Genomic DNA, 20,053 nt, shown 5'->3' with positions numbered 1-20,053 from the left:
TGATAATGTTGACGATTATAATTCTTGCCCTGATAGCCATTGTCGTGTTGTTTGCGGTGAAAAATATCCGGATGCAGTTTATTACCCGCCCAGTTTTTAGTTTTTTCAAGAAGGTCTTGCCGCCACTTTCAGATACCGAGCGCGAAGCGATGGAAGCCGGTGATGTCTGGTGGGAAGGGGAGTTATTCCGCGGAAATCCTAACTGGAATACCTTGCACAGCTACGGCAAACCGACGCTGACCGCTGAAGAAAAAGACTTTATCGATAATCAAGTGATGACAGCACTGACGATGATTGATGATTTCGACATAGTGCATAACCGTAAAGATTTACCGCCAGAGTTGTGGGAATACTTCAAGAAAGAAGGCTTCTTCGCCCTGATCATTCCGAAGAAATTCGGTGGTAAAGCTTTCTCTGCCTATGCTAACTCTACCATTGTCAGCAAATTAGCCAGCCGTAGCGTAAGCGCCGCCGTGACTGTCATGGTGCCTAACTCTTTAGGCCCTGGTGAGTTGTTGACCCATTATGGTACGAGTGAGCAGAAAGAACGTTGGTTACCTGCTTTAGCTAAAGGCGATGAAATTCCTTGTTTTGCGTTAACCGGTCCAGAAGCGGGCAGTGATGCTGGCGCTATCCCGGATGTGGGTATTGTGTGCCGCGATACCTTCAATGGCGAAGAAATGCTTGGGCTAAAACTCACTTGGGATAAGCGTTATATCACGCTGGCGCCTGTAGCGACGGTTCTGGGTTTAGCGTTCCAAATGCGCGATCCAGAAGGTCTGCTTGGCGATAAGAAAAATTTAGGCATTACCTGTGCGTTGATCCCAACGGATCATCCTGGAGTGGTTATTGGTCGTCGTCATAATCCGCTAGGTATGGCGTTTATGAACGGCACTACCCAAGGTAAAGAAGTGTTTATCCCGCTGGATTGGATTATCGGTGGCCCTGAATTTGCTGGTAAAGGCTGGCGTATGCTGGTTGAGTGTTTGTCGGCGGGCCGCGGTATTTCATTACCTGCACTGGCAACGGCTTCTGGTCACATGGCGACGAAGACGACAACGGCTTACAGCTATGTGCGTCATCAGTTTGGTATGGCAATTGGCCAGTTTGAAGGGGTGCAAGAAGCGCTGGCACGTATTATTGCCAACACTTATCAGTTGGAAGCCGCACGTCGTTTAACCACTACGGGTATAGATCTTAAGGTGAAACCTTCGGTTGTGACTGCGATTGCTAAGTACCACATGACTGAGCTAGGCCGTTCTGTGATGAACGATGCCATGGATATTCAATCGGGTAAGGGCATTCAATTAGGACCTAAAAACTATTTAGGCCACCCTTATATGTCGAATCCAATTTCGATCACTGTGGAAGGCGCGAACATTCTAACCCGCTCCTTGATGATTTTTGGTCAAGGTGCGACTCGCTGCCATCCTTACGTGCTTGCCGAAATGGAAGCCGCAGCGATGGAGAACCAACATGAAGCCTTAGAGCGTTTTGATGCGCTATTAATGGGCCACATGGGTTATGCCACGCGTAATGCTTTCAGTGCGTTGTTTAGTGCCTTAAGTGGTAGCCGTTTTGGCAGTGCGCCAGTGAGCGGTGAAACTAAGCAGTACTATAAAGATATGTCGCGTATTTCATCTGCATTAGCCTTAATGACGGATTTATCAATGCTGATCATGGGTGGCGATTTAAAACGCAAAGAAATGCTGTCGGCACGTATGGGCGATGTGCTCAGCCAGTTGTATTTAGGCTCAGCAACCTTGAAGCTATTTGAAGACAATGGCCGTCAACAGGACGATTTACCCGCGGTACGTTACGTAATGGCCAATCGTTTGCACTTAGCGGCGAAAGCACTGGAAGACACGATTCGTAACTTCCCGAGCCGTCCTGTGGCATGGTTACTGCGCGGCTTAATTTTCCCGCTGGGTAATCACTTCAATGCGCCGAGCGATAAAATGGCGACCGATTTAGTCGGCGGCATGTTGAAGCCTGGCCCTGCTCGTGACCGTATTACCTTCCTATGTCCTGAATTTGAAGGAGATAAAGGCGGTATTGCGGAAGTTGAGCAAGCGTTTGTTGCGCAATATGCCTGTAAAGATATTTATAAAAAGCTGAAGAAAGCGCAGCGTGCCGGTGAACTGCCAGCCAAAGTGCCTAATCTCGTCTTGTTTGCAAAAGCACTTGAGACTGGCGTTATCACTGCTGATGAAGAGCAGAAATTGCAGCATGCTGATAAGCTGCGCTTAGCGGCAATTAATGTGAATGATTTCGAAGCGTTATAGTGATTGCTAGTGTTTGATGTTAGCGTTTAATGTTAGTGCGGTCTGGTCTAAGCGGTATTAAGTTTAATGATTACTCCGCTTGGGCCGTTTGGATTTCCCTCAGCAATGAGAGAACGACAAATTAGCACCAACAGAAATCAGCAGTCACAGATAACAGCATTTACAAAGAACTGCAGATATAAAAAAACCACCTTCATGAGGTGGTTTTTTATTGGCTTTTTTCTAACGCGCTTTAGTCGTTAGAAGAAGCTAAAGCAATTTAAGCTACGATCAACACTTTACAGGTGTTAGTGCCGCCAATCGTTTCCATTGCATCGCCTTTGGTCATCAGCACCATATCACCACTATTCAAATAACCTGCAGCAGTTAATGCTTTTAACGCTTTTTGCGCTAGCTCATCAGCTGGGTGGATAGTTGAATCGAAGTAGATTGGTAACACGCCGCGGTACAAGGCCATTTTGGCTAGGGTTGTTGCGTGACGTGATAAACCTAAGATCGGCAGTGCAGAACTGATGCGTGACATCAACTGTGGAGTCGCACCCGATTCAGTCAAAGCAATAATCGCCTTAACGCCTTCAAGATGGTTAGCCGCATACATAGTCGATAGTGCAATCGTTTCTTCAACTGAAGTGAAACGCACATCTAATCTATGCTTAGACACAATCACACTTGGGTGAGATTCTGCGCCAACACAGACGTTTGCCATTGCCTTAACGGTTTCTTCTGGGAAGTCACCGGCAGCAGTTTCAGCTGATAACATCACAGCATCGGTACCATCAAGCACAGCGTTCGCCACGTCCATTACTTCGGCGCGGGTTGGCATTGGACTTGAAATCATCGATTCCATCATCTGAGTGGCCGTGATGACGACTTTGTTCAGTTGGCGTGAACGGGCGATTAACTTCTTCTGCACCGCAACGAGCGCAGCATCACCAATTTCAACACCTAAGTCACCACGGGCAACCATAACAACGTCAGACGCTAAGATCACATCATCCATAGCCGCATCGGTCGCAACGGCTTCAGCGCGTTCAACTTTAGCCACGATCAAGGCATTACAACCAGCTTGACGGGCAAGATCACGGGCGTAATCTAAATCAGCACCACTGCGTGGGAACGAAACGGCTAAATAATCCACTTGGATCAATGCCGCAGTCAGAATGTCAGCTTTGTCTTTTTCGGTCAGCGCCGCAGCAGAAAGTCCGCCGCCTTGCTTATTAATACCTTTGTTGTTAGATAAAGGGCCAGCCACAGTCACTGTGGTGTGCACTTTACGGCCTTCAACACGCTCAACGCGTAATTGAACACGGCCATCATCTAACATCAGGATATCGCCAACAGTCACATCGTCAGGCAATTGCTTGTAATCGATACCCACTTGGGTCTCGTCGCCTTCACCTTTTGCTAACTCGGCATCAAGCACGTAGGCTTGACCTAACACCAGTTGCACTTTCTTATTGTCTTTGAAAGTAGAAACGCGGATTTTAGGGCCTTGTAAGTCACCCAGAATAGCCACATGAACGCCCAACTCTTTAGCGATTTCGCGCGCTTGAGTGGCTCGTTTTAAGTGATCTTCTGGGGAACCGTGGGAGAAATTAAGACGTACAACGTTTGCACCTGCCGCGATGATGCGGCGTAGATTATCATCACGATCGGTAGCGGGACCTAGAGTGGTGACGATTTTGGTTCTGCGGAACATAAGGATACTCCGTTAAAGTTAAAAAAAATCTTGGGCCTATATTACCATGCAATTCCAGATTATGTAGTAAAGTTACAATCAAATTGATCTAAAGTTATGTATGAAAATTGTGAGGTATCGCTGATATTTGCACGATAAATGGCTAGGTTAAGGATCAACACTAGCCATTTTTAGAAAAGGAAGTGAGTTACAGTATCGGATCTTTATTGATGCGAGACTCTTTTAATACTTCTTTCACCCGTTTCAAATTATCGCGGAAACGTGGGCCTCTGCGTAAGGTAAAGCCGGTTGCCAATACATCTATAGTGACTAATTGGGCTAAACGCGAGGCCATAGGTAAATACATGTCGGTATCTTCTGGCACTTCCATTGTCACGGGCAGCGTACATTCCATCGACAAAGGTGAGTTACGGGCGGTAATACCAATCACAGCTGCACCGTTTTCTCTCGCTAAACGTGCGATCTCAATCAATGACTTAGTGCGGCCTGTGTGGGAAATTAATACAACAACATCACCTTCATTGCTGTTTATACAGCTCATGCGTTGCATCAGAACATCGTCAAAACAGATGACAGGCACATTAAAGCGGAAGAATTTATTTTGGGCGTCATGGGCAACAGAAGCGGATGCGCCTAAGCCAAAAAAGGAAATAGTCTTAGCTTGAGTAAGTATATCAACCGCTTTGTTTATGGCTGAAATATCTAAACTTTGACGTGCGGTATCAAGCGAAGCCATTGAAGATTCGAAGATTTTTGTCGTATACGACTCAGTCGAATCATCTTCTTCAACGTGGCGGCTCACATAAGGAGTACCGTTCGCAAGACTTTGCGCTAGATGTAACTTAAAATCAGGGAAGCCTTTAGTATCTAAGCGGCGGCAGAAACGATTCACAGTAGGTTCACTGACATCTGCCATCTTTGCCAGTGTGGCGATGCTAGAATGTATAGCTGTCTGTGGTGATGCTAAGATCACCTCTGCAACTTTGCGTTCTGATTTACTAAAATGGGTGAGGCTTTTTTGAACCTTTTCTAGGGTATTCATACGCGTATGTCCGCTAAATTGAGAATGTAATTTTATTTATTTTTGTTTTGTGGGGACAGATCAAGGCTGGCGGCCCACAAAGAGACTCTATGTAGTAACTTTTCAGTACAATTTTGAAATAAGACTTTACTACCTTCAGTAATTTAAGCACAAAAAGCATATCAGATTAATGCTGTAAGTGCCTAGTTAGCTAGAATGTTAATATTTATAAAAATAGATGCATTTAACAAATTCTGTTGTTATATTACAACAAAAGTGTGGATTTCTTCATCGACATGAAGGGACACGACATACAAAGGAGATCGTAACGCAATGGGCAAAACAACATCAGGCGCCAAAGCTTGTGACTTCGTACTCTTTGGTACTAAAGGCGATTTGGCACGACGCAAGTTGTTACCTTCTTTATACCAGCTAGATAAAGCTGAACTTCTCGATAAAGATACGAAAGTGATCGGTGTCGCGAAAGACGAGTTTACTCAAGATGAGTTTATCGAATTAGTCACGCTTGCATTAAACACCTTCGTGAAAGAGCCTTTGTGCGAAGAGACTCTCCAACGTTTCCTGTCCCGCTGCCACTATATAGGTACTAACTTTACCGATTCAGCGGGCTACAGTGCCTTCCATGAACTGCTCAAACCAGAAGAGCGCGTCATGGTCAGTTACTTTGCTACGCCACCTGCGATATTCGGCGACATTTGCCGTTGTTTGCATGAACAAGATCTTATCCACCCCGATTCACGTGTGGTGCTCGAAAAGCCAATCGGTTCAGATTTAGACTCTTCTCGCGTTATCAATGATCAAGTTTCCGCTTACTTCAAAGAACGTCAGGTTTACCGTATCGACCATTACTTAGGTAAAGAAACCGTACAGAACTTGATTGCACTGCGTTTTGCTAACTCTTTATTTGCCTCTAAGTGGGACAACCGTACGATTGACCACGTCCAGATCACTGTTGCAGAAGAAGTGGGTATCGAAGGCCGTTGGGGTTACTTCGACAAAGCGGGTCAGATGCGCGACATGATCCAAAACCATTTGCTGCAAGTGTTAACGCTCGTTGCTATGGATCCACCAGTCAACTTAGACGCTGACAGCATCCGTGATGAAAAAGTCAAAGTGCTTAAATCACTGCGTCCGATTAATTCTGACAATGTGTATGAAAATACCGTACGCGGTCAGTACAGCGCAGGCTTCTTAAAGGGCAGCCCAGTACCGGGTTATTTAGAAGAGGAAGGCGCCAACCTTCAATCACACACAGAAACCTTCGTGGCGATTCGTGTGGATATCGACAACTGGCGTTGGGCGGGCGTGCCTTTCTATTTACGTAGCGGTAAACGTATGCCGTTTAAGAGCTCTGAAATTGTGGTGTATTTCAAAAACCCACCGCATAACTTATATCGCTCAAGCTACCGTAATCTGCCACCAAACAAGTTAACGATCCGTCTGCAGCCCCATGAAGGGGTTGAAATCCAGATGATGAACAAAGTGCCAGGTTTGGAGCAAAAACAACGTCTACAAACCACTAAACTCGATTTGAGCTTCTCCGATACCTTCAAAAATGAACGTATCGCCGATGCCTACGAGCGTCTATTACTCGAAGCTATGCTCGGTAATCAAGCGCTGTTCGTGCGCCGCGACGAAGTCGAGCAGGCATGGACTTGGGTGGATGGCATTATCCAATCGTGGGAACAAAGTAACGAAAAACCAAAACCTTATCCTGCGGGTACTTGGGGTCCAGTTGCGTCAGTTGCTTTGATCACCAAAGATGGCCGTTCGTGGGACGAGTAGGAGACTTTGATGATTAAAGAAACCGTATTCAAATCTTTCGATACGCCAAGTGCGTTAGAACAGCAACTGGCCAGCAAGATTGCGAGCCAGTTACAGGAAGCCGTCGATGCCCGCGGAAAAGCGAGCTTAGTGGTTTCCGGTGGTTCGACGCCGCTTAAGTTATTTCAACTATTGAGCATGAAGTCCATCGATTGGAGTGATGTTTATATCACTCTCGCCGATGAGCGCTGGGTTGAAGCCGACGCCGATGCTTCTAATGAACGTCTAGTGCGTGAACATTTATTACAAAACCGTGCGTCGAATGCCAAATTCCGCGGTTTAAAAAACATGTTTTCGACCGCAGAAGCGGGCGCCGATATGGCCGCCGAGTCTTTGTCTAATTTCCCTCGTCCTTTTGATGTGGTGGTATTAGGCATGGGTAACGATGGTCATACTTGTTCTTGGTTTCCCTGTAGCGCTGAGCTTGAAAATGCGCTCACAACCCAAGCCCTGTGCGTGGCGACGAACCCCACCACAGCGCCTCACGGCAGAATAACGCTCTCTAAGAGTGCGATTCTGAACAGCAGACAAATTTATCTGCACTTGGTTGGGGAACAGAAATTATCCGTATATCGTCAAGCGTTAGAAAGTGATGATGTCCATGCTATGCCTATCAGAGCCGTATTAGCGCAGCGTAAAACGCCCGTTGATGTGTTCTGGAGCGCTTAAGGAGTCAAGATGCACTCAGTAGTTCAAGCTGTTACCGACAGAATTATTGCCCGTAGCAAAGCGTCACGTGAAGGTTATCTCGCCGCATTGAATGATGCCCGTAACCATGGTGTACACCGTAGCTCATTGAGCTGTGGCAACTTAGCCCATGGTTTTGCCGCCTGTAATCCAGACGACAAAAATGCATTGCGTCAATTGAATAAGGCGAACATCGGCATAGTGACGGCATTTAACGACATGTTATCTGCGCACCAACCCTATGAAAGCTATCCTGAATTGCTTAAAAAAGCCTGTCAGGAAGTCGGCAGTGTTGCACAAGTGGCGGGCGGTGTTCCGGCCATGTGTGACGGTGTGACTCAAGGTCAACCCGGTATGGAATTGAGCTTACTGAGTCGTGAAGTGATTGCTATGGCAACGGCTGTGGGCTTGTCTCACAACATGTTTGATGGCGCTTTACTGCTCGGCATTTGCGATAAAATCGTTCCAGGTTTACTTATCGGCGCCTTAAGCTTTGGTCACTTACCTATGTTATTCGTGCCTGCTGGGCCGATGAAATCAGGTATCCCGAACAAAGAAAAAGCCCGTATTCGTCAGCAGTTTGCTCAAGGTAAAGTGGACCGCGCACAACTGCTTGAAGCAGAAGCCCAGTCTTACCACAGTGCAGGAACCTGTACCTTCTACGGTACGGCAAACTCGAATCAGCTGATGCTTGAAGTGATGGGGCTGCAGTTACCAGGCTCGTCATTTGTGAATCCTGATGATCCACTGCGCGAAGCCTTAAACAAGATGGCCGCTAAGCAAGTGTGTCGTTTAACCGAAATGGGTACCCAATATACCCCAATCGGTGAAGTGGTCAGTGAAAAGTCTGTGGTTAACGGCATTGTGGCGCTCTTGGCTACTGGCGGTTCTACTAACTTGACTATGCACATCGTCGCCGCGGCTAGAGCTGCCGGTATTATCGTGAATTGGGATGATTTTTCTGAATTATCAGATGCAGTGCCATTAGTGGCGCGCGTGTATCCAAACGGTCACGCCGATATCAACCATTTCCACGCAGCAGGCGGCATGGCGTACTTAATCAAAGAATTACTTGATGCGGGTCTATTGCATGAAGATGTGAATACCGTTGCGGGCTTTGGTTTACGCCGTTATACCCAAGAGCCAAAACTGCTCGACGGTGAACTTCGCTGGGTCGATGGCCCTACAACAAGTTTAGATACTGAAGTGTTGACTTCAGTCGCATCGCCTTTCCAAGGCAATGGTGGTTTGAAATTACTGAAAGGTAACTTGGGCCGCGCTGTGATCAAAGTATCAGCGGTACAGGAACAACATCGTGTCGTTGAGGCGCCAGCGGTAGTCATTGACGATCAAAACAAACTCGATGCCTTGTTCCAAGCAGGGGCTCTGGATAGAGATTGTGTAGTTGTGGTTAAAGGCCAAGGGCCGAAAGCTAATGGTATGCCAGAGCTGCATAAATTAACGCCATTGTTAGGCACGCTTCAGGACAAAGGCTTTAAAGTCGCGCTGCTGACCGATGGTCGTATGTCTGGCGCGTCGGGTAAAGTCCCTGCGGCCATTCACTTGACGCCAGAAGCCTTAGATGGCGGCTTAATTGCCAAAGTCAAAGATGGCGACTTGATCCGTGTCGATGCGTTAACAGGTGAACTGAGCCTGCTTGTCTCTGAAGCAGAACTTGCCACCAGAACCGCCAGAATAGTCGATTTACATCGCTCACGTTATGGTATGGGTCGCGAGTTATTTAGTGCGCTACGTTCCAATCTAAGCAGTCCAGAAACTGGTGCGCGTTGTACTAATGCCATCGATGAACTTTATTAATACAAAGGAAGAATAACGCAATGCTTGAGAATAACTGGTCACTACAGCCACAAGATATTTTTAAACGCAGCCCTATTGTTCCTGTTATGGTGATTAACAAGATTGAACATGCGGTGCCATTAGCGCGAGCACTGGTTGCCGGCGGCATTAGCGTGTTAGAAGTGACTTTGCGTACACCTTGCGCACTCGAAGCTATCACTAAAATCGCCAAAGAAGTGCCAGAGGCCTTAGTGGGCGCTGGTACTATTTTAAACGAAGCTCAGCTTGATCTTGCGATTGCCGCTGGTGCGCAGTTTATTATTACCCCAGGCGCGACGGTTGAACTGCTCAAAGCTGGTATGCATGGTCCTGTACCATTGATCCCAGGCGTTGCGAGCATTTCAGAAGTGATGACGGGTATGGCGCTTGGTTACACCCACTTTAAATTTTTCCCAGCCGAAGCCTCGGGTGGTGTGGATGCACTGAAAGCCTTCTCGGGTCCGCTAGCGGATATTCGCTTCTGCCCAACAGGTGGCATTACGCCAAGCAGCTATAAAGATTATTTAGCGCTGAAAAACGTCGATTGTATTGGTGGCAGCTGGATTGCGCCAACGGATGCAATGGAACACGGCGATTGGGATCGTATCACTCAACTTTGTAAAGACGCCATCGGTGCTTTATAAGTCGAGCTTGAAATAGCGACAAAAAAAACCACCGCAAGGTGGTTTTTTGTCTTTCATCTTTAGCCTTTGATAAAGAATGTCTGTGATAGCTGGCGCTATAGAAAGTCTAGCTTTTATAGATATTCGCACATTTACAAACGGTCTGGCTTTATAGCAAGTCGGGCCGCGCAATGCCTGCTTGGCTACATTTCCTTACTCAATTCGACATTTGAGCCGGCTTTTGGGCTAAATAGCTGTTGATACAGTCGCCCCGCAAACTCATCCGTCATTCCCGAAATATAGTCCGCCAAGACTCTGTGACTGTTTAAGCCTTGTTGCTCACTTTCGCGCCAGCGCTCTTGGGTGTTCAGCGGCAGTAAACGCTCGGGATCGGAAGCGAAGGCTTCGAATAAACCCATCACAATTTGCTGGCCTTTATATTCAAGCATTTGGATCTCAGGTTTACGGATCACGTATTTATAAACCAGTTGCTTGAGCACATTGAGCGCAATGGCAAATTCGGGCTCTAAGGTCGCATTAAAGCGTAATAATGGCTCTTCGAACACGTCATCTTCTGAGATAACAATCGCGGTGACAAAGCCATTAACGAGTGTACCTATGGCATCTTTACGTAGGTGATGCTCATGGGAAAACAGCTTATTGCCAATATCGGCAAGCTCTTGTCGTATCCACGCATCGCCGCTGTTTGTGAGTGTTGGTGCAACATCTTGGTGCCACTGGGATGCCGTGACTATGCCCATAACAATCGCATCTTCGAGATCGTGCACCGCATAGGCGATGTCATCTGCCAGTTCCATAATCGAGCAATCGAAGGATTTAAACTGAGTGCGCAGATGTGGATAGTGGTGCAGGGCGGGGTGTGATCCTTGCTGCGTAGATGTAAAACGACTGCGGTCTGCCTCAGACAAAGGCTCAAGTACCCAAGCGAAAATGTCGTTATCATCGTCGAAAATGCCCTTAACCGGCGGCCATTGTGACGGTTTGAGCTGTCTATGGTTGGTGATTTCGTTATGCTCGCCCGCGACAAATAACTTCGAGTGCGGCGCGGGGTATTTCAAAATCCCGAGCATGGTACGCCGACACAAGTTCATCCCGAAATCTAATGTATAGGGCTCAAGCTTAGAGAGAATTCGAAAAGTTTGGCCATTGCCTTCAAAGCCGCCGTGGTCGCGCATCATGTAATTCAATGCGACTTCGCCGCCGTGGCCGAAGGGAGGATGACCAATATCGTGGGCTAAACACAAGGACTCTAATAAGCTCATAGAGCAAAGCAGCTGCTTATGCTGTGGATATTTGCGTCTAAGCTGGGCGGCTATGCCAGTGCCAATTTGCGAGACTTCGAGTGAGTGGGTTAATCGAGTGCGATAGAAGTCATTCATGCCAACGCCGAGCACTTGCGTTTTGGCCTGCAGGCGGCGAAAGGCGGCCGAGTGGAGAATACGCGCCCTGTCTCTTTGGTAAGGGCTGCGGTGATCGTTACGCCGTTGTTTATCTTCACCATGACGGCGTTCTTGCCAAACACTTGAAGTCATATGCATTCCTAGCGAGAGTGGAAAATCAAAGCATCTTGTTAATTTCGTCTAAATTCAAGGTGAAACTGGGCACAAAGCAGCTCATAAAATACTGTACTGCGGGATCAGGATTTGTCGCCAGCATGTCTTCGAGACGCTTACGGGCGGTATTGAATTCACTGTTGCCGGCGCGGTTTTCTTCAAGACATTTAAGGTAAGCGCACAGAGTATCGGCGGATTTCACTATGGTCTTGTAAATGGGATCGGCGTAATCACTGATGAACAGACTGCGATAATCTTCTTTAAATTCCTCAGGCACCATATCCAGCATGCGCTGCTCGGCAATCGCCTCAATTTTTTTATACTCGGCTTCGATTTCTTTGTTGAAGTATTTCACCGGCGTCGGTAAGTCACCCGTGAGAATTTCACTGGCATCGTGAAAAATCGCCAGGCTCGTGGCTTGATGGGGATCAAGCGTCGTGCCGAACTTTTTATTACTGATGATCACCAGTGCATGGGCCACCATGGCGACTTGTAGCGAGTGTTCCTGAACATTTTCAGTGCGAACGTTGTACATCAAAGGCCAGCGTTGGATAAGTTTCATTCGAGCTAAATGGGCAAATAAGTGACTCATAGTTTTCCTGTTAATTCGAGGGCCTGCGTTGGATAAGCGTCATTCGTGTTCTAAAAACGGCACATAAATGACTCTTAGTTTGCCTGCTAATGAGTGAGTAGAAAGGCGACAAGCTGCATTGGAAGACGTGACACGCGTTGAATAAGCAGTATTGACGCTAATGAAGTCTTAGATTATCACAGCCTTGGGTGACACGTGAGTATGAGCGCGGAGGATTTGTCGAAATCACTAAAAATAAAGCGACCACTAGGATCGCTTTATGACTCAAACCGTTAGCCGAGGCTAAACCTACTGCCGATAGTTTTCGAGGAAGACGCCAAACTCGGTAAATGCTTTTTTCAGATCTTCTTTATAGGGTAAGAAAACCACTCGTAAATGGTCGGGCTCAGGCCAATTAAAGGCGGTGCCGTGCACTAACAAAATTTTCTTTTCTCTGAGTAAATCCAGCACTAAGCGCTCATCATCCCGCAGATTGAATTTCTTCATATCCAGTTTAGGGAAAGCATAGAGTGCGCCCTTAGGCTTTTTCACGCTGACGCCCGGGATTTGGTTAAGCAATTCGTAACAGGCATCCCGTTGAACTGTCAGGCGACCCTTAGGTAAAATTAGCTCGTTAATACTTTGATAGCCACCGAGCGCGGTTTGAATCGCATGTTGATTGGGCACGTTTGCACACAGGCGCATCGATGACAGCATCTCTAAACCTTCGATATAGCTCTTCGCTGCCTTAAGATTGCCAGACAACATCATCCAACCGACGCGAAAGCCCGCTGCGCGATAAGCCTTTGATAGACCATTGAAGGTAACAGTTAAAATATCGTCCGACAGGCCAGCCGCAGGAACATGCTTGGCTTCGTCATACAAAATTTTGTCGTAAATTTCATCGGCAAATAAAATCAAACTGTGTTCACGGCAAAGCTCAACCACTTGCAGCAGTAATTCTTTGCTGTAAACCGCGCCCGTAGGATTGTTCGGGTTGATCAGCACAATACCGCGGGTACGCGATGAAATCTTACTTTTAATGTCGTTGAGATCGGGGAACCAGTCCGCTTCTTCATCGCAACGATAATGCACGGCTTTGCCGCCAGCGAGATTGGCCGCCGCCGTCCACAGTGGATAGTCAGGCGAGGGGATTAAAATTTCATCATCGGTGTTAAGCAAACCTTGCATCGCCATCATAATGAGTTCAGAGACGCCGTTGCCTATATAGATATCTTCGATATCGACACCAAAAATCCCCTGAGCTTGATAATGCTGCACTATGGCCTTGCGGGCAGAGAATAATCCTTTTGACTCACAGTAGCCTTGGGCACTGGGTAAATTAAGGATCACATCGCGCACAATTTCCTCCGGCGCTTCGAAACCGAAGGGGGCCGGATTACCAATGTTAAGTTTGAGGATCCGATGACCCTCGTCTTCTAAACGTCTGGCTTCCTTGTGCACTGGGCCGCGAATGTCATAGCAAACGCTATCCAGCTTGTTGGATTTGATGATAGGGCGCATTTACACCTCGGAACATGCATAAAGTTTTGGCTTAAGTTAGCGCACCATAACGAAATTTCACTGTAGATGAAAGGGGGGAACTGCACAGAATGGGACTTTTTTTATAAATACTGCTTAGTTAAATATGCTTTAACAGTCAATCAATGAAATAAGAACAAGTTTTATATTCTGACTTTGGGATGGTTTTAAGAGTGTTTAGCTAATGCTGACGGTAAATAAAACCCGCTTTACGTGTTTTTGGCATGTAGGAAGAAAATAATCACGCTTGATGGAAATGCATTTTCAGTGGTTGACGGCTATTTCGTTTTATTTGTTTGTCCTATAAATCTTAGCAGGGGAAAAGTGTATTTTAGTAAAAGCTTAATGATTGATTTTTAATCACAGTTCCTCGATAAGATCAACTTATGCAAGCTGTATATGACCTTGTGATAAATAGGCATATTTATTGAATGCTTATTAAGCTGAGAGGATCATAAACGGTTTCGTTGCGAGTGAGTTAAAATGCTTTAAATTTAAAGTGTTATGTTGATTTTGTCTGCGACCGTTAAAATTATTTTCTATCAAGTTAAATTTATTGTTGACTCAATATTCGATGCGCTTTATTTTCTGCGCGATGTTTTTGGCAAGGCACCTCAGATAGCAAGCAATTAGCGGGTTTTATCTTCAGGGTTAGTCATCATGAAGCAGCTGTGTTGACGTTCTGAATCATGTTGATTTCAGACGTTATTCTAAAACCATTTGCCTTTTAGGCGATTTATTTAGAGGACCTAAGTGCATGTCTGAACCGACAGCGTTAAGTCTCATCCCACCTTTGGTGGTATTGGTGTTAGCTATTTGGTTACGCCGTCCCATTTTATCTCTGATCATAGGTGCGGTAACCGGTTTCCTGTTACTCGATCCCAGTCAAGTCTTAAACAATTTTGCCAGTGTGTCATTGAAGGTCATGGCCGATGAAACCATAGGTTGGTTGATTTTGGTGTGTGGTGGTTTTGGTGCGCTGATCGCGCTTTTGGTCCGCACTGGCGGCGCATTAGCGTTTGGTCGTAATGCACTGAGATTTGCTAAGGGACCCAAATCGTCCTTATTGATGACCTTTATTCTTGGGATCGTGATTTTCATCGATGATTATCTCAATGCGCTGACCGTGGGTGAAACCATGAAGCGTGTAACGGATAAGTTTAAAGTGTCCCGCGAGATGCTCGCCTATGTCGTGGATTCCACTGCCGCGCCTGTGTGCGTATTAGTGCCATTATCGACTTGGGCAGTATTCTTTGGTGGGTTATTGGTCGATAACGGTGTTGCGGCCGAAGGTCAGGGCATTGCTGTTTATATGCAAGCGATTCCTTACATGCTTTACGCTTGGTTAGCCGTGGCTATGGTGCTACTTGTGGTACTTGGCATAGTGCCTGCCATTGGCCCGATGAAAACTGCGCAGCTGCGCGCCGCCCAAGGCGAGCCAGCAGAAGCCCAAGTGGATTTCGACCAAGTACAAACCTCGGATGAATATGCGGTTAAAGCTATTGAAGAGGAATTTAAGCACGCCGATAATCATGGCAAATTACACAACTTTTTAGTGCCGATTGGTTTGTTAGTGGCCTTTACCGTGTACTTTGATATCGACGTGTGGAAAGGCTTGCTGGCGACTTTAGTCATCACTATCCCTTATTATGCTGTGCAGCGTTTGATGCCGTTATCCGAGATGATGGACCAGATGATTGATGGCTTTAAGAGCATGCTACCGGCGATTAGCACTGTGATTGCGGCGTTTGTGTTTAAGGACGTATGCGATCAGTTATTACTGCCGCAGTACGTGATTGAATCCTTAAGCCCGTTTATGACGCCTAAATTGCTGCCTGCTGTGGTGTTTTTATCCATGGCGATCCTCGCGTTTGCGACGGGTTCGAGCTGGGGCATTTTTGCGGTGACCATTCCTATCGTGATGCCATTAGCGCAATCGGTGGGCGCGGATATCCCATTAGTGATTGGTGCCTTGTTGTCGGCATCATCATTTGGTAGCCAAGCGTGCTTCTACTCAGATTCAACCGTATTGGCCGCACAAGGCTCAGGTTGTAACTTAGTGAGCCATGCAGTGACTCAGTTACCTTATGCGCTGATCGCCGCTGTACTGGCGTTTATCGGCTTTATAGTGATTGCGTAAACTAAGTCACTATTGAATTAGTCACTGTTAGAATAAGAAACCAGCTGCGGCTGGTTTTTTTATATCTGCCGTCATTGGGTTCGGCGGTTAAAGTTGGTAAAAGGCGAGTGGAGAGTGGCTAGGCTTGAACTAGGATAACCGCGCTTACACTCTTAAATGAAGACGCTCATCTGATGTCAAATTATATTTTACGGAATTGTCATTTATATTTTACATATTTCATCGTCGCCATGTAGCTTTTCAAATCAAAGCCTGATTATACTTTGCATCCTTCATGGTGTTATTTTCAACATTAGTGGCAAATGAATCAAATGGACTCAACCCTTCTTACTGCGTTTTTCCAGCACGGCACAATACGTGATGTCGAATGTTTATTCCCTGATATCTCAGGCTATCCAAGGGGGAAGCTCATGCCAGCCCGAAGCTTTGCTCAGGGTGCTGAGTTACGTATTGCCCAAGCGATTTCGATGCAGGCGATTACCGGTGAGTATTCCTACGATCCTATTTTCCCCGATGCTGATCCTGATCTGTTACTCGTCCCCGATTACAGCACCCTAAAAATGATCCCGTGGACCACAGTGCCGCGCGCATTTGCCATCCATGACTGTGTGTTGCTCGATGGCAATTTATGTCCATTTGCGCCGCGCTCCATTTTAAAAAATGTGTTGGCCCGTTACCAAGCCCTTGGGTTAACGCCCGTGGTGGCCCCTGAGATTGAGTTTTATCTGACTGAAGCCAATACCGATCCGAGTGCGCCGTATCAGGCGCCCATTTCAAAAAGTGGCCGAGCTGAAAACGGTCAATCTGCGTTTAGCATGAATATGCTCAATGAACTCGCGCCATTTTGGGATGAGTTTAATGCCGCCATCGATGCGATTGGGATTAAAGGTGATACTTGGATCCATGAGATGGGGCTATCGCAATATGAAATTAACTTAGTGCATGGCGATCCGCTGGCCTTAGCAGATCAAGCTTTTATGTTTAAATACGCGGCGAAAGAAATCGCCATTAAACATGGCTTGAACGCGATTTTTATGGCGAAACCCATAGCAGGCCAACCCGGCAGTTCTATGCATCTACATCAAAGTGTCGTGGATGATAAAGGCAACAATATTTTCAGCCATGCAGATGGTAGTGACACTGAACGTTTTCACCATTACATCGGCGGATTACAAAAGTATCTACCTGATTTAATGTTGTTATTCGCACCCAATATCAATTCATTTCGACGTTACATTTCCGGTAGCCAAGCGCCGATTAATCTAAGCTGGGGCGTAGATAACCGCACCACAGGCTTACGTGTGCCATTGAGTGCTCCAGTGGCGCGACGGGTTGAGAATCGCATTGCGGGCGCCGATGCCAATCCGTATTTGATGATTGCTGCGTCACTTGCTGCGGGACTTGCGGGAATGGAAGAAAAACTATCCCCAAGCGCGCCAGAAACCGGTAGTGCTTATGAGAGCAGCCATGACTTAGCGCAGACATTTCTCGCTGCATTAACGCAAATGCGCCAAAGTGATTCGGCAAGACGCTTACTCGGGGATGATTTTGTCACGGGTTTTGTATCAGTGAAGGAGATTGAGTTTCAAAGTTATTTGAATGAGATAGGTGCTTGGGAGCGACGTTTCTTAGGGCCGCAATGCTAGTGCTTATTTTCTGAGGGGATGTTGCTGGATAACGCTTTATCCCTTGAGTGACTCGACATCCCACAAATCACGCGACAAAAAAACAGCAACAAAAAAGCCAGTGCAAGCACTGGCTTTTCTTCGGCTGGAAACGAGGAGAGCGATTAAACGCGCTTCTTGAATTCGCCAGTACGAGTATCGATTTCAATCTTGTCGCCAACTTTCACGAAGTCAGCAACAGTAACAGTGCCGCCGCCAGTGATAGTTGCTGGCTTCATCACTTTACCTGAAGTATCGCCACGAGCTGAAGGCTCAGTGTAGATCACTTCACGTACGATAGTGGTTGGCATTTCAACAGAGATAGCTTTGCCATCGTAGAAAGTCACTTGGCAAGTTTCTTCCATACCGTCAACGATATAAGCCGCTGCATCACCTAAGTTTTCAGCTTCTACGTCGTATTGGTTATATTCTGCATCCATGAATACAAACATAGGATCAGCAAAGTAAGAATAAGTACAATCAAGACGATCTAGGATGATGTCTTCTAACTTATCTTCACCTTTGAAAGTCGTTTCAGTACCAGAGTTAAGCAGTAAGTTTTTCAACTTTAACTTAACGATAGCAGCGTTACGGCCAGAACGAGTTGTTTCAGTTTTCTGCACAACCCATGGGCTGCCATCTAACATGATCACGTTACCAGGACGGATTTCATGAGCAGTTTTCATTACACTATTTCCTATATTTAGATTTTTCTGTTTTCGCGCAGTATCTTAGCTGTTTTTAACGAACTGAACTAGTCGAGTAGCGAGATCTGCAGCATTTAATGCATTAATTGGCCATTGTTTAGCATGGTGCAACAAGGGCAAATTAACAGGATTAAGGTTTTGCCAGTGAAGGCTCACGGCAGATTGCTGTGCTTGGTTGAACGCAAGATTCAATTCAGACCAATAACAAGCAATTTTAGGTGGCAGATTATCGCAGTAAAGTTTGAGAAAAGCTTCTAATTTTACGAGGTGATAATCATCTTCTTGGGGATAAATGTGCCAAATGAAGGGTTTTGCGGCCCATTGGGCGCGTAAAAAGGAATCTTCACCGCGGACGATATTAAAATCGCAGCTCCAGAGCAGACGATCAAACCCCTGTTGGTCTGTCATGGGTAAAATATGCAGGGTTAAATTGCCATGATTTATTTGCTGACCCGGTACTAGCGCGGCAATATCACAGGGCAGTAACTGCGTCAGACTGTTTAAGCTGCGACCCTTGGGGATTAACGCATGAATTTTCTCGGCCGATTGCTGCCATAACTCGCATAACGCCGGCAGTGCCTCGGTCTCATAGCTAAAGATGCTAATCACAGTATCTTGAGCCTCAATCCCCTTAAGACCTAGCTGACTAAAAAGCTGTAATTTGTTAGCTGAGTTAGCTTGCCAAGCATCGCGCTCGGCAAACAAATCTTGCTCGCAGATGAGCCCACCGGTTTTTGCGCCAAAGCCTGGGAAGTAAAAATACTTCTTTAAACCATTGGCTTGTAATGAAGGCAAACCATGGCAGCCTTCGACCCAATCCTCAGCGCTTAAATATTCTAAATTCAACCAGATAGGCACAGATTCGGGGGCGTTCTGATGTAAATAAACCAACTGCGCTTTTACCTGTTCGGGTAATTCACAGGCAAAGGCTTCGATGAGTACTTCCCCTGCGACAAACACTATGGGTAAAGGCTTAGTCCAATGAATAATATTCACACCATTGAAGCTTTGAGCGGTTTTTAGTGGATCGAGTGTCGGTAATATGTGCGAGAAGCTTGCGAGGTCGTCGACCCACAAATTAACGGGAATCTGGTACTCATTAGCCATTTGTTTGGCTAAACGCCAAGTGACGCCAATATCGCCATAGTTATCGACGACGGTACAAAAGATATCCCAATGAGTGGAGCGGGGTGTGTTGGTCATGAGTGTGGTATGTCGTTATTCTTAGTCAGAAATATAAGCATAAAAAAAGCGGCGTTAAGGCCGCTTTAATCGAATGGTTAGCCCAATTAGTCTTCTAATTCAGCTAAGCACATTTCTTCGTAAATTTGCTTAACCCAAGCATCAACGCGTTCTTCGGTCAGTTCTGGCTGACGATCTTCATCGATACCTAAACCAATAAAGTGGTCGTCATCAACTTGACCCTTAGAGGCTTCGAAGTTGTAGCTTGCAGTTGGCCAGTGACCAATGATGATACCACCACGCGCCTGAACGATATCGCCAACCATGCCCATGGCATCAAGGAAATACTCAGCGTAGTCTTCTTGATCACCACAACCAAAAATAGCGACAAGTTTGTCAGTAAAATCAATTTGCTCTAGTTCAGGGAAGAAATCATCCCAGTCACATTGAGCTTCGCCGTAATACCAGGTCGGGATGCCGAACAGCAGCAAGTCATACTCTGCAATCTGTTCTTTGGTACTTTTGGCGATATCTTTCACCTCAACCATTTTTTTACCCAGTTTTTTCTGGATCATCTTGGCTACGGCTTCGGTGTTACCTGTGTCGCTACCGAAAAAAAGACCTACAGTTGCCATTGTCTATCCTTTAATGTCTAGTTCACTTATTACGTTAATCTT

Annotated in this window: 15 protein-coding genes; 7 read left to right on the top strand and 8 right to left on the bottom strand. The window is 46.3% G+C overall.

All coding sequences use genetic code 11. The annotated features are described in order from the left end of the window. The first annotated feature begins 5 nt into the window (after positions 1 to 5). Complete coding sequence (locus AC5YB3_RS00560; protein WP_115334659.1) at positions 6 to 2,285, top strand: acyl-CoA dehydrogenase; 2,280 nt, start codon at positions 6 to 8, stop codon at positions 2,283 to 2,285. Positions 2,286 to 2,544: 259 nt separating this feature from the next. Here AC5YB3_RS00560 and pyk read toward each other — a convergent pair whose 3' ends face one another. Together pyk and AC5YB3_RS00550 are read right to left on the bottom strand one after the other, a co-directional pair. After that, on the bottom strand, positions 2,545 to 3,984 hold the full coding sequence (gene pyk, locus AC5YB3_RS00555; protein WP_494526301.1) for a pyruvate kinase: 1,440 nt from the start codon (positions 3,982 to 3,984) through the stop codon (positions 2,545 to 2,547). Positions 3,985 to 4,171: 187 nt separating this feature from the next. Then, positions 4,172 to 5,026: a MurR/RpiR family transcriptional regulator gene (locus AC5YB3_RS00550; protein WP_006081563.1), complete on the bottom strand. Its 855-nt coding sequence runs from the start codon at positions 5,024 to 5,026 to the stop codon at positions 4,172 to 4,174. A 312-nt stretch (positions 5,027 to 5,338) separates the two neighbouring features. Between AC5YB3_RS00550 and zwf the strand changes: the two genes are divergently transcribed. Genes zwf through AC5YB3_RS00530 form a run of 4 tightly spaced genes read left to right on the top strand, consistent with a single transcriptional unit; the run spans position 5,339 to position 10,017 of the window. After that, positions 5,339 to 6,811: a glucose-6-phosphate dehydrogenase gene (gene zwf / locus AC5YB3_RS00545; RefSeq protein WP_006081564.1), complete on the top strand. Its 1,473-nt coding sequence runs from the start codon at positions 5,339 to 5,341 to the stop codon at positions 6,809 to 6,811. A 9-nt stretch (positions 6,812 to 6,820) separates the two neighbouring features. Then, positions 6,821 to 7,519 (top strand): 6-phosphogluconolactonase, encoded by a 699-nt coding sequence (gene pgl / locus AC5YB3_RS00540; protein ID WP_006081565.1) that lies wholly within the window; start codon positions 6,821 to 6,823, stop codon positions 7,517 to 7,519. A gap of 9 nt (positions 7,520 to 7,528) precedes the next feature. Then, the gene (gene edd, locus AC5YB3_RS00535) at positions 7,529 to 9,355 is read left to right on the top strand and encodes a phosphogluconate dehydratase (protein WP_494526300.1); all 1,827 of its coding nucleotides are present in this window, start codon (positions 7,529 to 7,531) and stop codon (positions 9,353 to 9,355) included. Between the two features lie 20 nt (positions 9,356 to 9,375). Beyond that, entirely contained in the window at positions 9,376 to 10,017 is a 642-nt protein-coding gene (locus AC5YB3_RS00530) for a bifunctional 4-hydroxy-2-oxoglutarate aldolase/2-dehydro-3-deoxy-phosphogluconate aldolase (RefSeq protein WP_006081567.1), read from the top strand. Positions 10,018 to 10,199: 182 nt separating this feature from the next. On the opposite strand, the gene AC5YB3_RS00525 is transcribed toward AC5YB3_RS00530, so the two are convergent. The 3 genes from AC5YB3_RS00525 to AC5YB3_RS00515 form a co-directional block, all read right to left on the bottom strand. Beyond that, positions 10,200 to 11,549 carry an anti-phage deoxyguanosine triphosphatase gene (locus AC5YB3_RS00525; protein WP_259522774.1) on the bottom strand — a complete coding sequence of 450 codons (1,350 nt, stop codon included), beginning with the start codon at positions 11,547 to 11,549 and terminating at the stop codon, positions 10,200 to 10,202. Positions 11,550 to 11,574: 25 nt separating this feature from the next. Then, complete coding sequence (yfbR, locus tag AC5YB3_RS00520; protein WP_115334657.1) at positions 11,575 to 12,162, bottom strand: 5'-deoxynucleotidase; 588 nt, start codon at positions 12,160 to 12,162, stop codon at positions 11,575 to 11,577. A gap of 288 nt (positions 12,163 to 12,450) precedes the next feature. Continuing rightward, positions 12,451 to 13,665 carry a pyridoxal phosphate-dependent aminotransferase gene (locus tag AC5YB3_RS00515; RefSeq protein WP_259541200.1) on the bottom strand — a complete coding sequence of 405 codons (1,215 nt, stop codon included), beginning with the start codon at positions 13,663 to 13,665 and terminating at the stop codon, positions 12,451 to 12,453. 775 nt (positions 13,666 to 14,440) lie between these two features. Between AC5YB3_RS00515 and AC5YB3_RS00510 the strand changes: the two genes are divergently transcribed. Both AC5YB3_RS00510 and AC5YB3_RS00505 read left to right on the top strand, forming a co-directional pair. Then, positions 14,441 to 15,823 (top strand): Na+/H+ antiporter NhaC family protein, encoded by a 1,383-nt coding sequence (locus AC5YB3_RS00510; protein ID WP_006081571.1) that lies wholly within the window; start codon positions 14,441 to 14,443, stop codon positions 15,821 to 15,823. Between the two features lie 311 nt (positions 15,824 to 16,134). Continuing rightward, entirely contained in the window at positions 16,135 to 17,469 is a 1,335-nt protein-coding gene (locus AC5YB3_RS00505; protein ID WP_494526299.1) for a glutamine synthetase family protein, read from the top strand. A 143-nt stretch (positions 17,470 to 17,612) separates the two neighbouring features. Here the strand turns inward: AC5YB3_RS00505 and efp are convergent, their stop codons facing one another. From efp to fldA, 3 genes are all read right to left on the bottom strand, one after another. Further along, positions 17,613 to 18,173: an elongation factor P gene (gene efp / locus AC5YB3_RS00500; protein WP_006081573.1), complete on the bottom strand. Its 561-nt coding sequence runs from the start codon at positions 18,171 to 18,173 to the stop codon at positions 17,613 to 17,615. Between the two features lie 45 nt (positions 18,174 to 18,218). Then, on the bottom strand, positions 18,219 to 19,397 hold the full coding sequence (gene earP, locus AC5YB3_RS00495; RefSeq protein ID WP_494526298.1) for an elongation factor P maturation arginine rhamnosyltransferase EarP: 1,179 nt from the start codon (positions 19,395 to 19,397) through the stop codon (positions 18,219 to 18,221). An 86-nt stretch (positions 19,398 to 19,483) separates the two neighbouring features. Beyond that, positions 19,484 to 20,011, bottom strand: coding sequence for a flavodoxin FldA (fldA, locus tag AC5YB3_RS00490; protein ID WP_006081576.1), 528 nt, complete (start codon positions 20,009 to 20,011; stop codon positions 19,484 to 19,486). Between the last annotated feature and the right edge of the window lie 42 nt (positions 20,012 to 20,053).

This window comes from Shewanella sp. 1311 (genome assembly GCF_059338235.1).
Note: the sequence above shows the minus strand (reverse complement) of the source record. Positions and strands in the feature narration are given on the sequence as shown.

Coding starts and splice junctions, on each gene's coding strand:
- AC5YB3_RS00560 (WP_115334659.1), top strand. CDS start 6: ATGTTGACGATTATAATTCTTGCCCTGATAGCCATTGTCGTGTTGTTT.
- pyk (WP_494526301.1), bottom strand. CDS start 3,984: ATGTTCCGCAGAACCAAAATCGTCACCACTCTAGGTCCCGCTACCGAT.
- AC5YB3_RS00550 (WP_006081563.1), bottom strand. CDS start 5,026: ATGAATACCCTAGAAAAGGTTCAAAAAAGCCTCACCCATTTTAGTAAA.
- zwf (WP_006081564.1), top strand. CDS start 5,339: ATGGGCAAAACAACATCAGGCGCCAAAGCTTGTGACTTCGTACTCTTT.
- pgl (WP_006081565.1), top strand. CDS start 6,821: ATGATTAAAGAAACCGTATTCAAATCTTTCGATACGCCAAGTGCGTTA.
- edd (WP_494526300.1), top strand. CDS start 7,529: ATGCACTCAGTAGTTCAAGCTGTTACCGACAGAATTATTGCCCGTAGC.
- AC5YB3_RS00530 (WP_006081567.1), top strand. CDS start 9,376: ATGCTTGAGAATAACTGGTCACTACAGCCACAAGATATTTTTAAACGC.
- AC5YB3_RS00525 (WP_259522774.1), bottom strand. CDS start 11,549: ATGACTTCAAGTGTTTGGCAAGAACGCCGTCATGGTGAAGATAAACAA.
- yfbR (WP_115334657.1), bottom strand. CDS start 12,162: ATGAGTCACTTATTTGCCCATTTAGCTCGAATGAAACTTATCCAACGC.
- AC5YB3_RS00515 (WP_259541200.1), bottom strand. CDS start 13,665: ATGCGCCCTATCATCAAATCCAACAAGCTGGATAGCGTTTGCTATGAC.
- AC5YB3_RS00510 (WP_006081571.1), top strand. CDS start 14,441: ATGTCTGAACCGACAGCGTTAAGTCTCATCCCACCTTTGGTGGTATTG.
- AC5YB3_RS00505 (WP_494526299.1), top strand. CDS start 16,135: ATGGACTCAACCCTTCTTACTGCGTTTTTCCAGCACGGCACAATACGT.
- efp (WP_006081573.1), bottom strand. CDS start 18,173: ATGAAAACTGCTCATGAAATCCGTCCTGGTAACGTGATCATGTTAGAT.
- earP (WP_494526298.1), bottom strand. CDS start 19,397: ATGACCAACACACCCCGCTCCACTCATTGGGATATCTTTTGTACCGTC.
- fldA (WP_006081576.1), bottom strand. CDS start 20,011: ATGGCAACTGTAGGTCTTTTTTTCGGTAGCGACACAGGTAACACCGAA.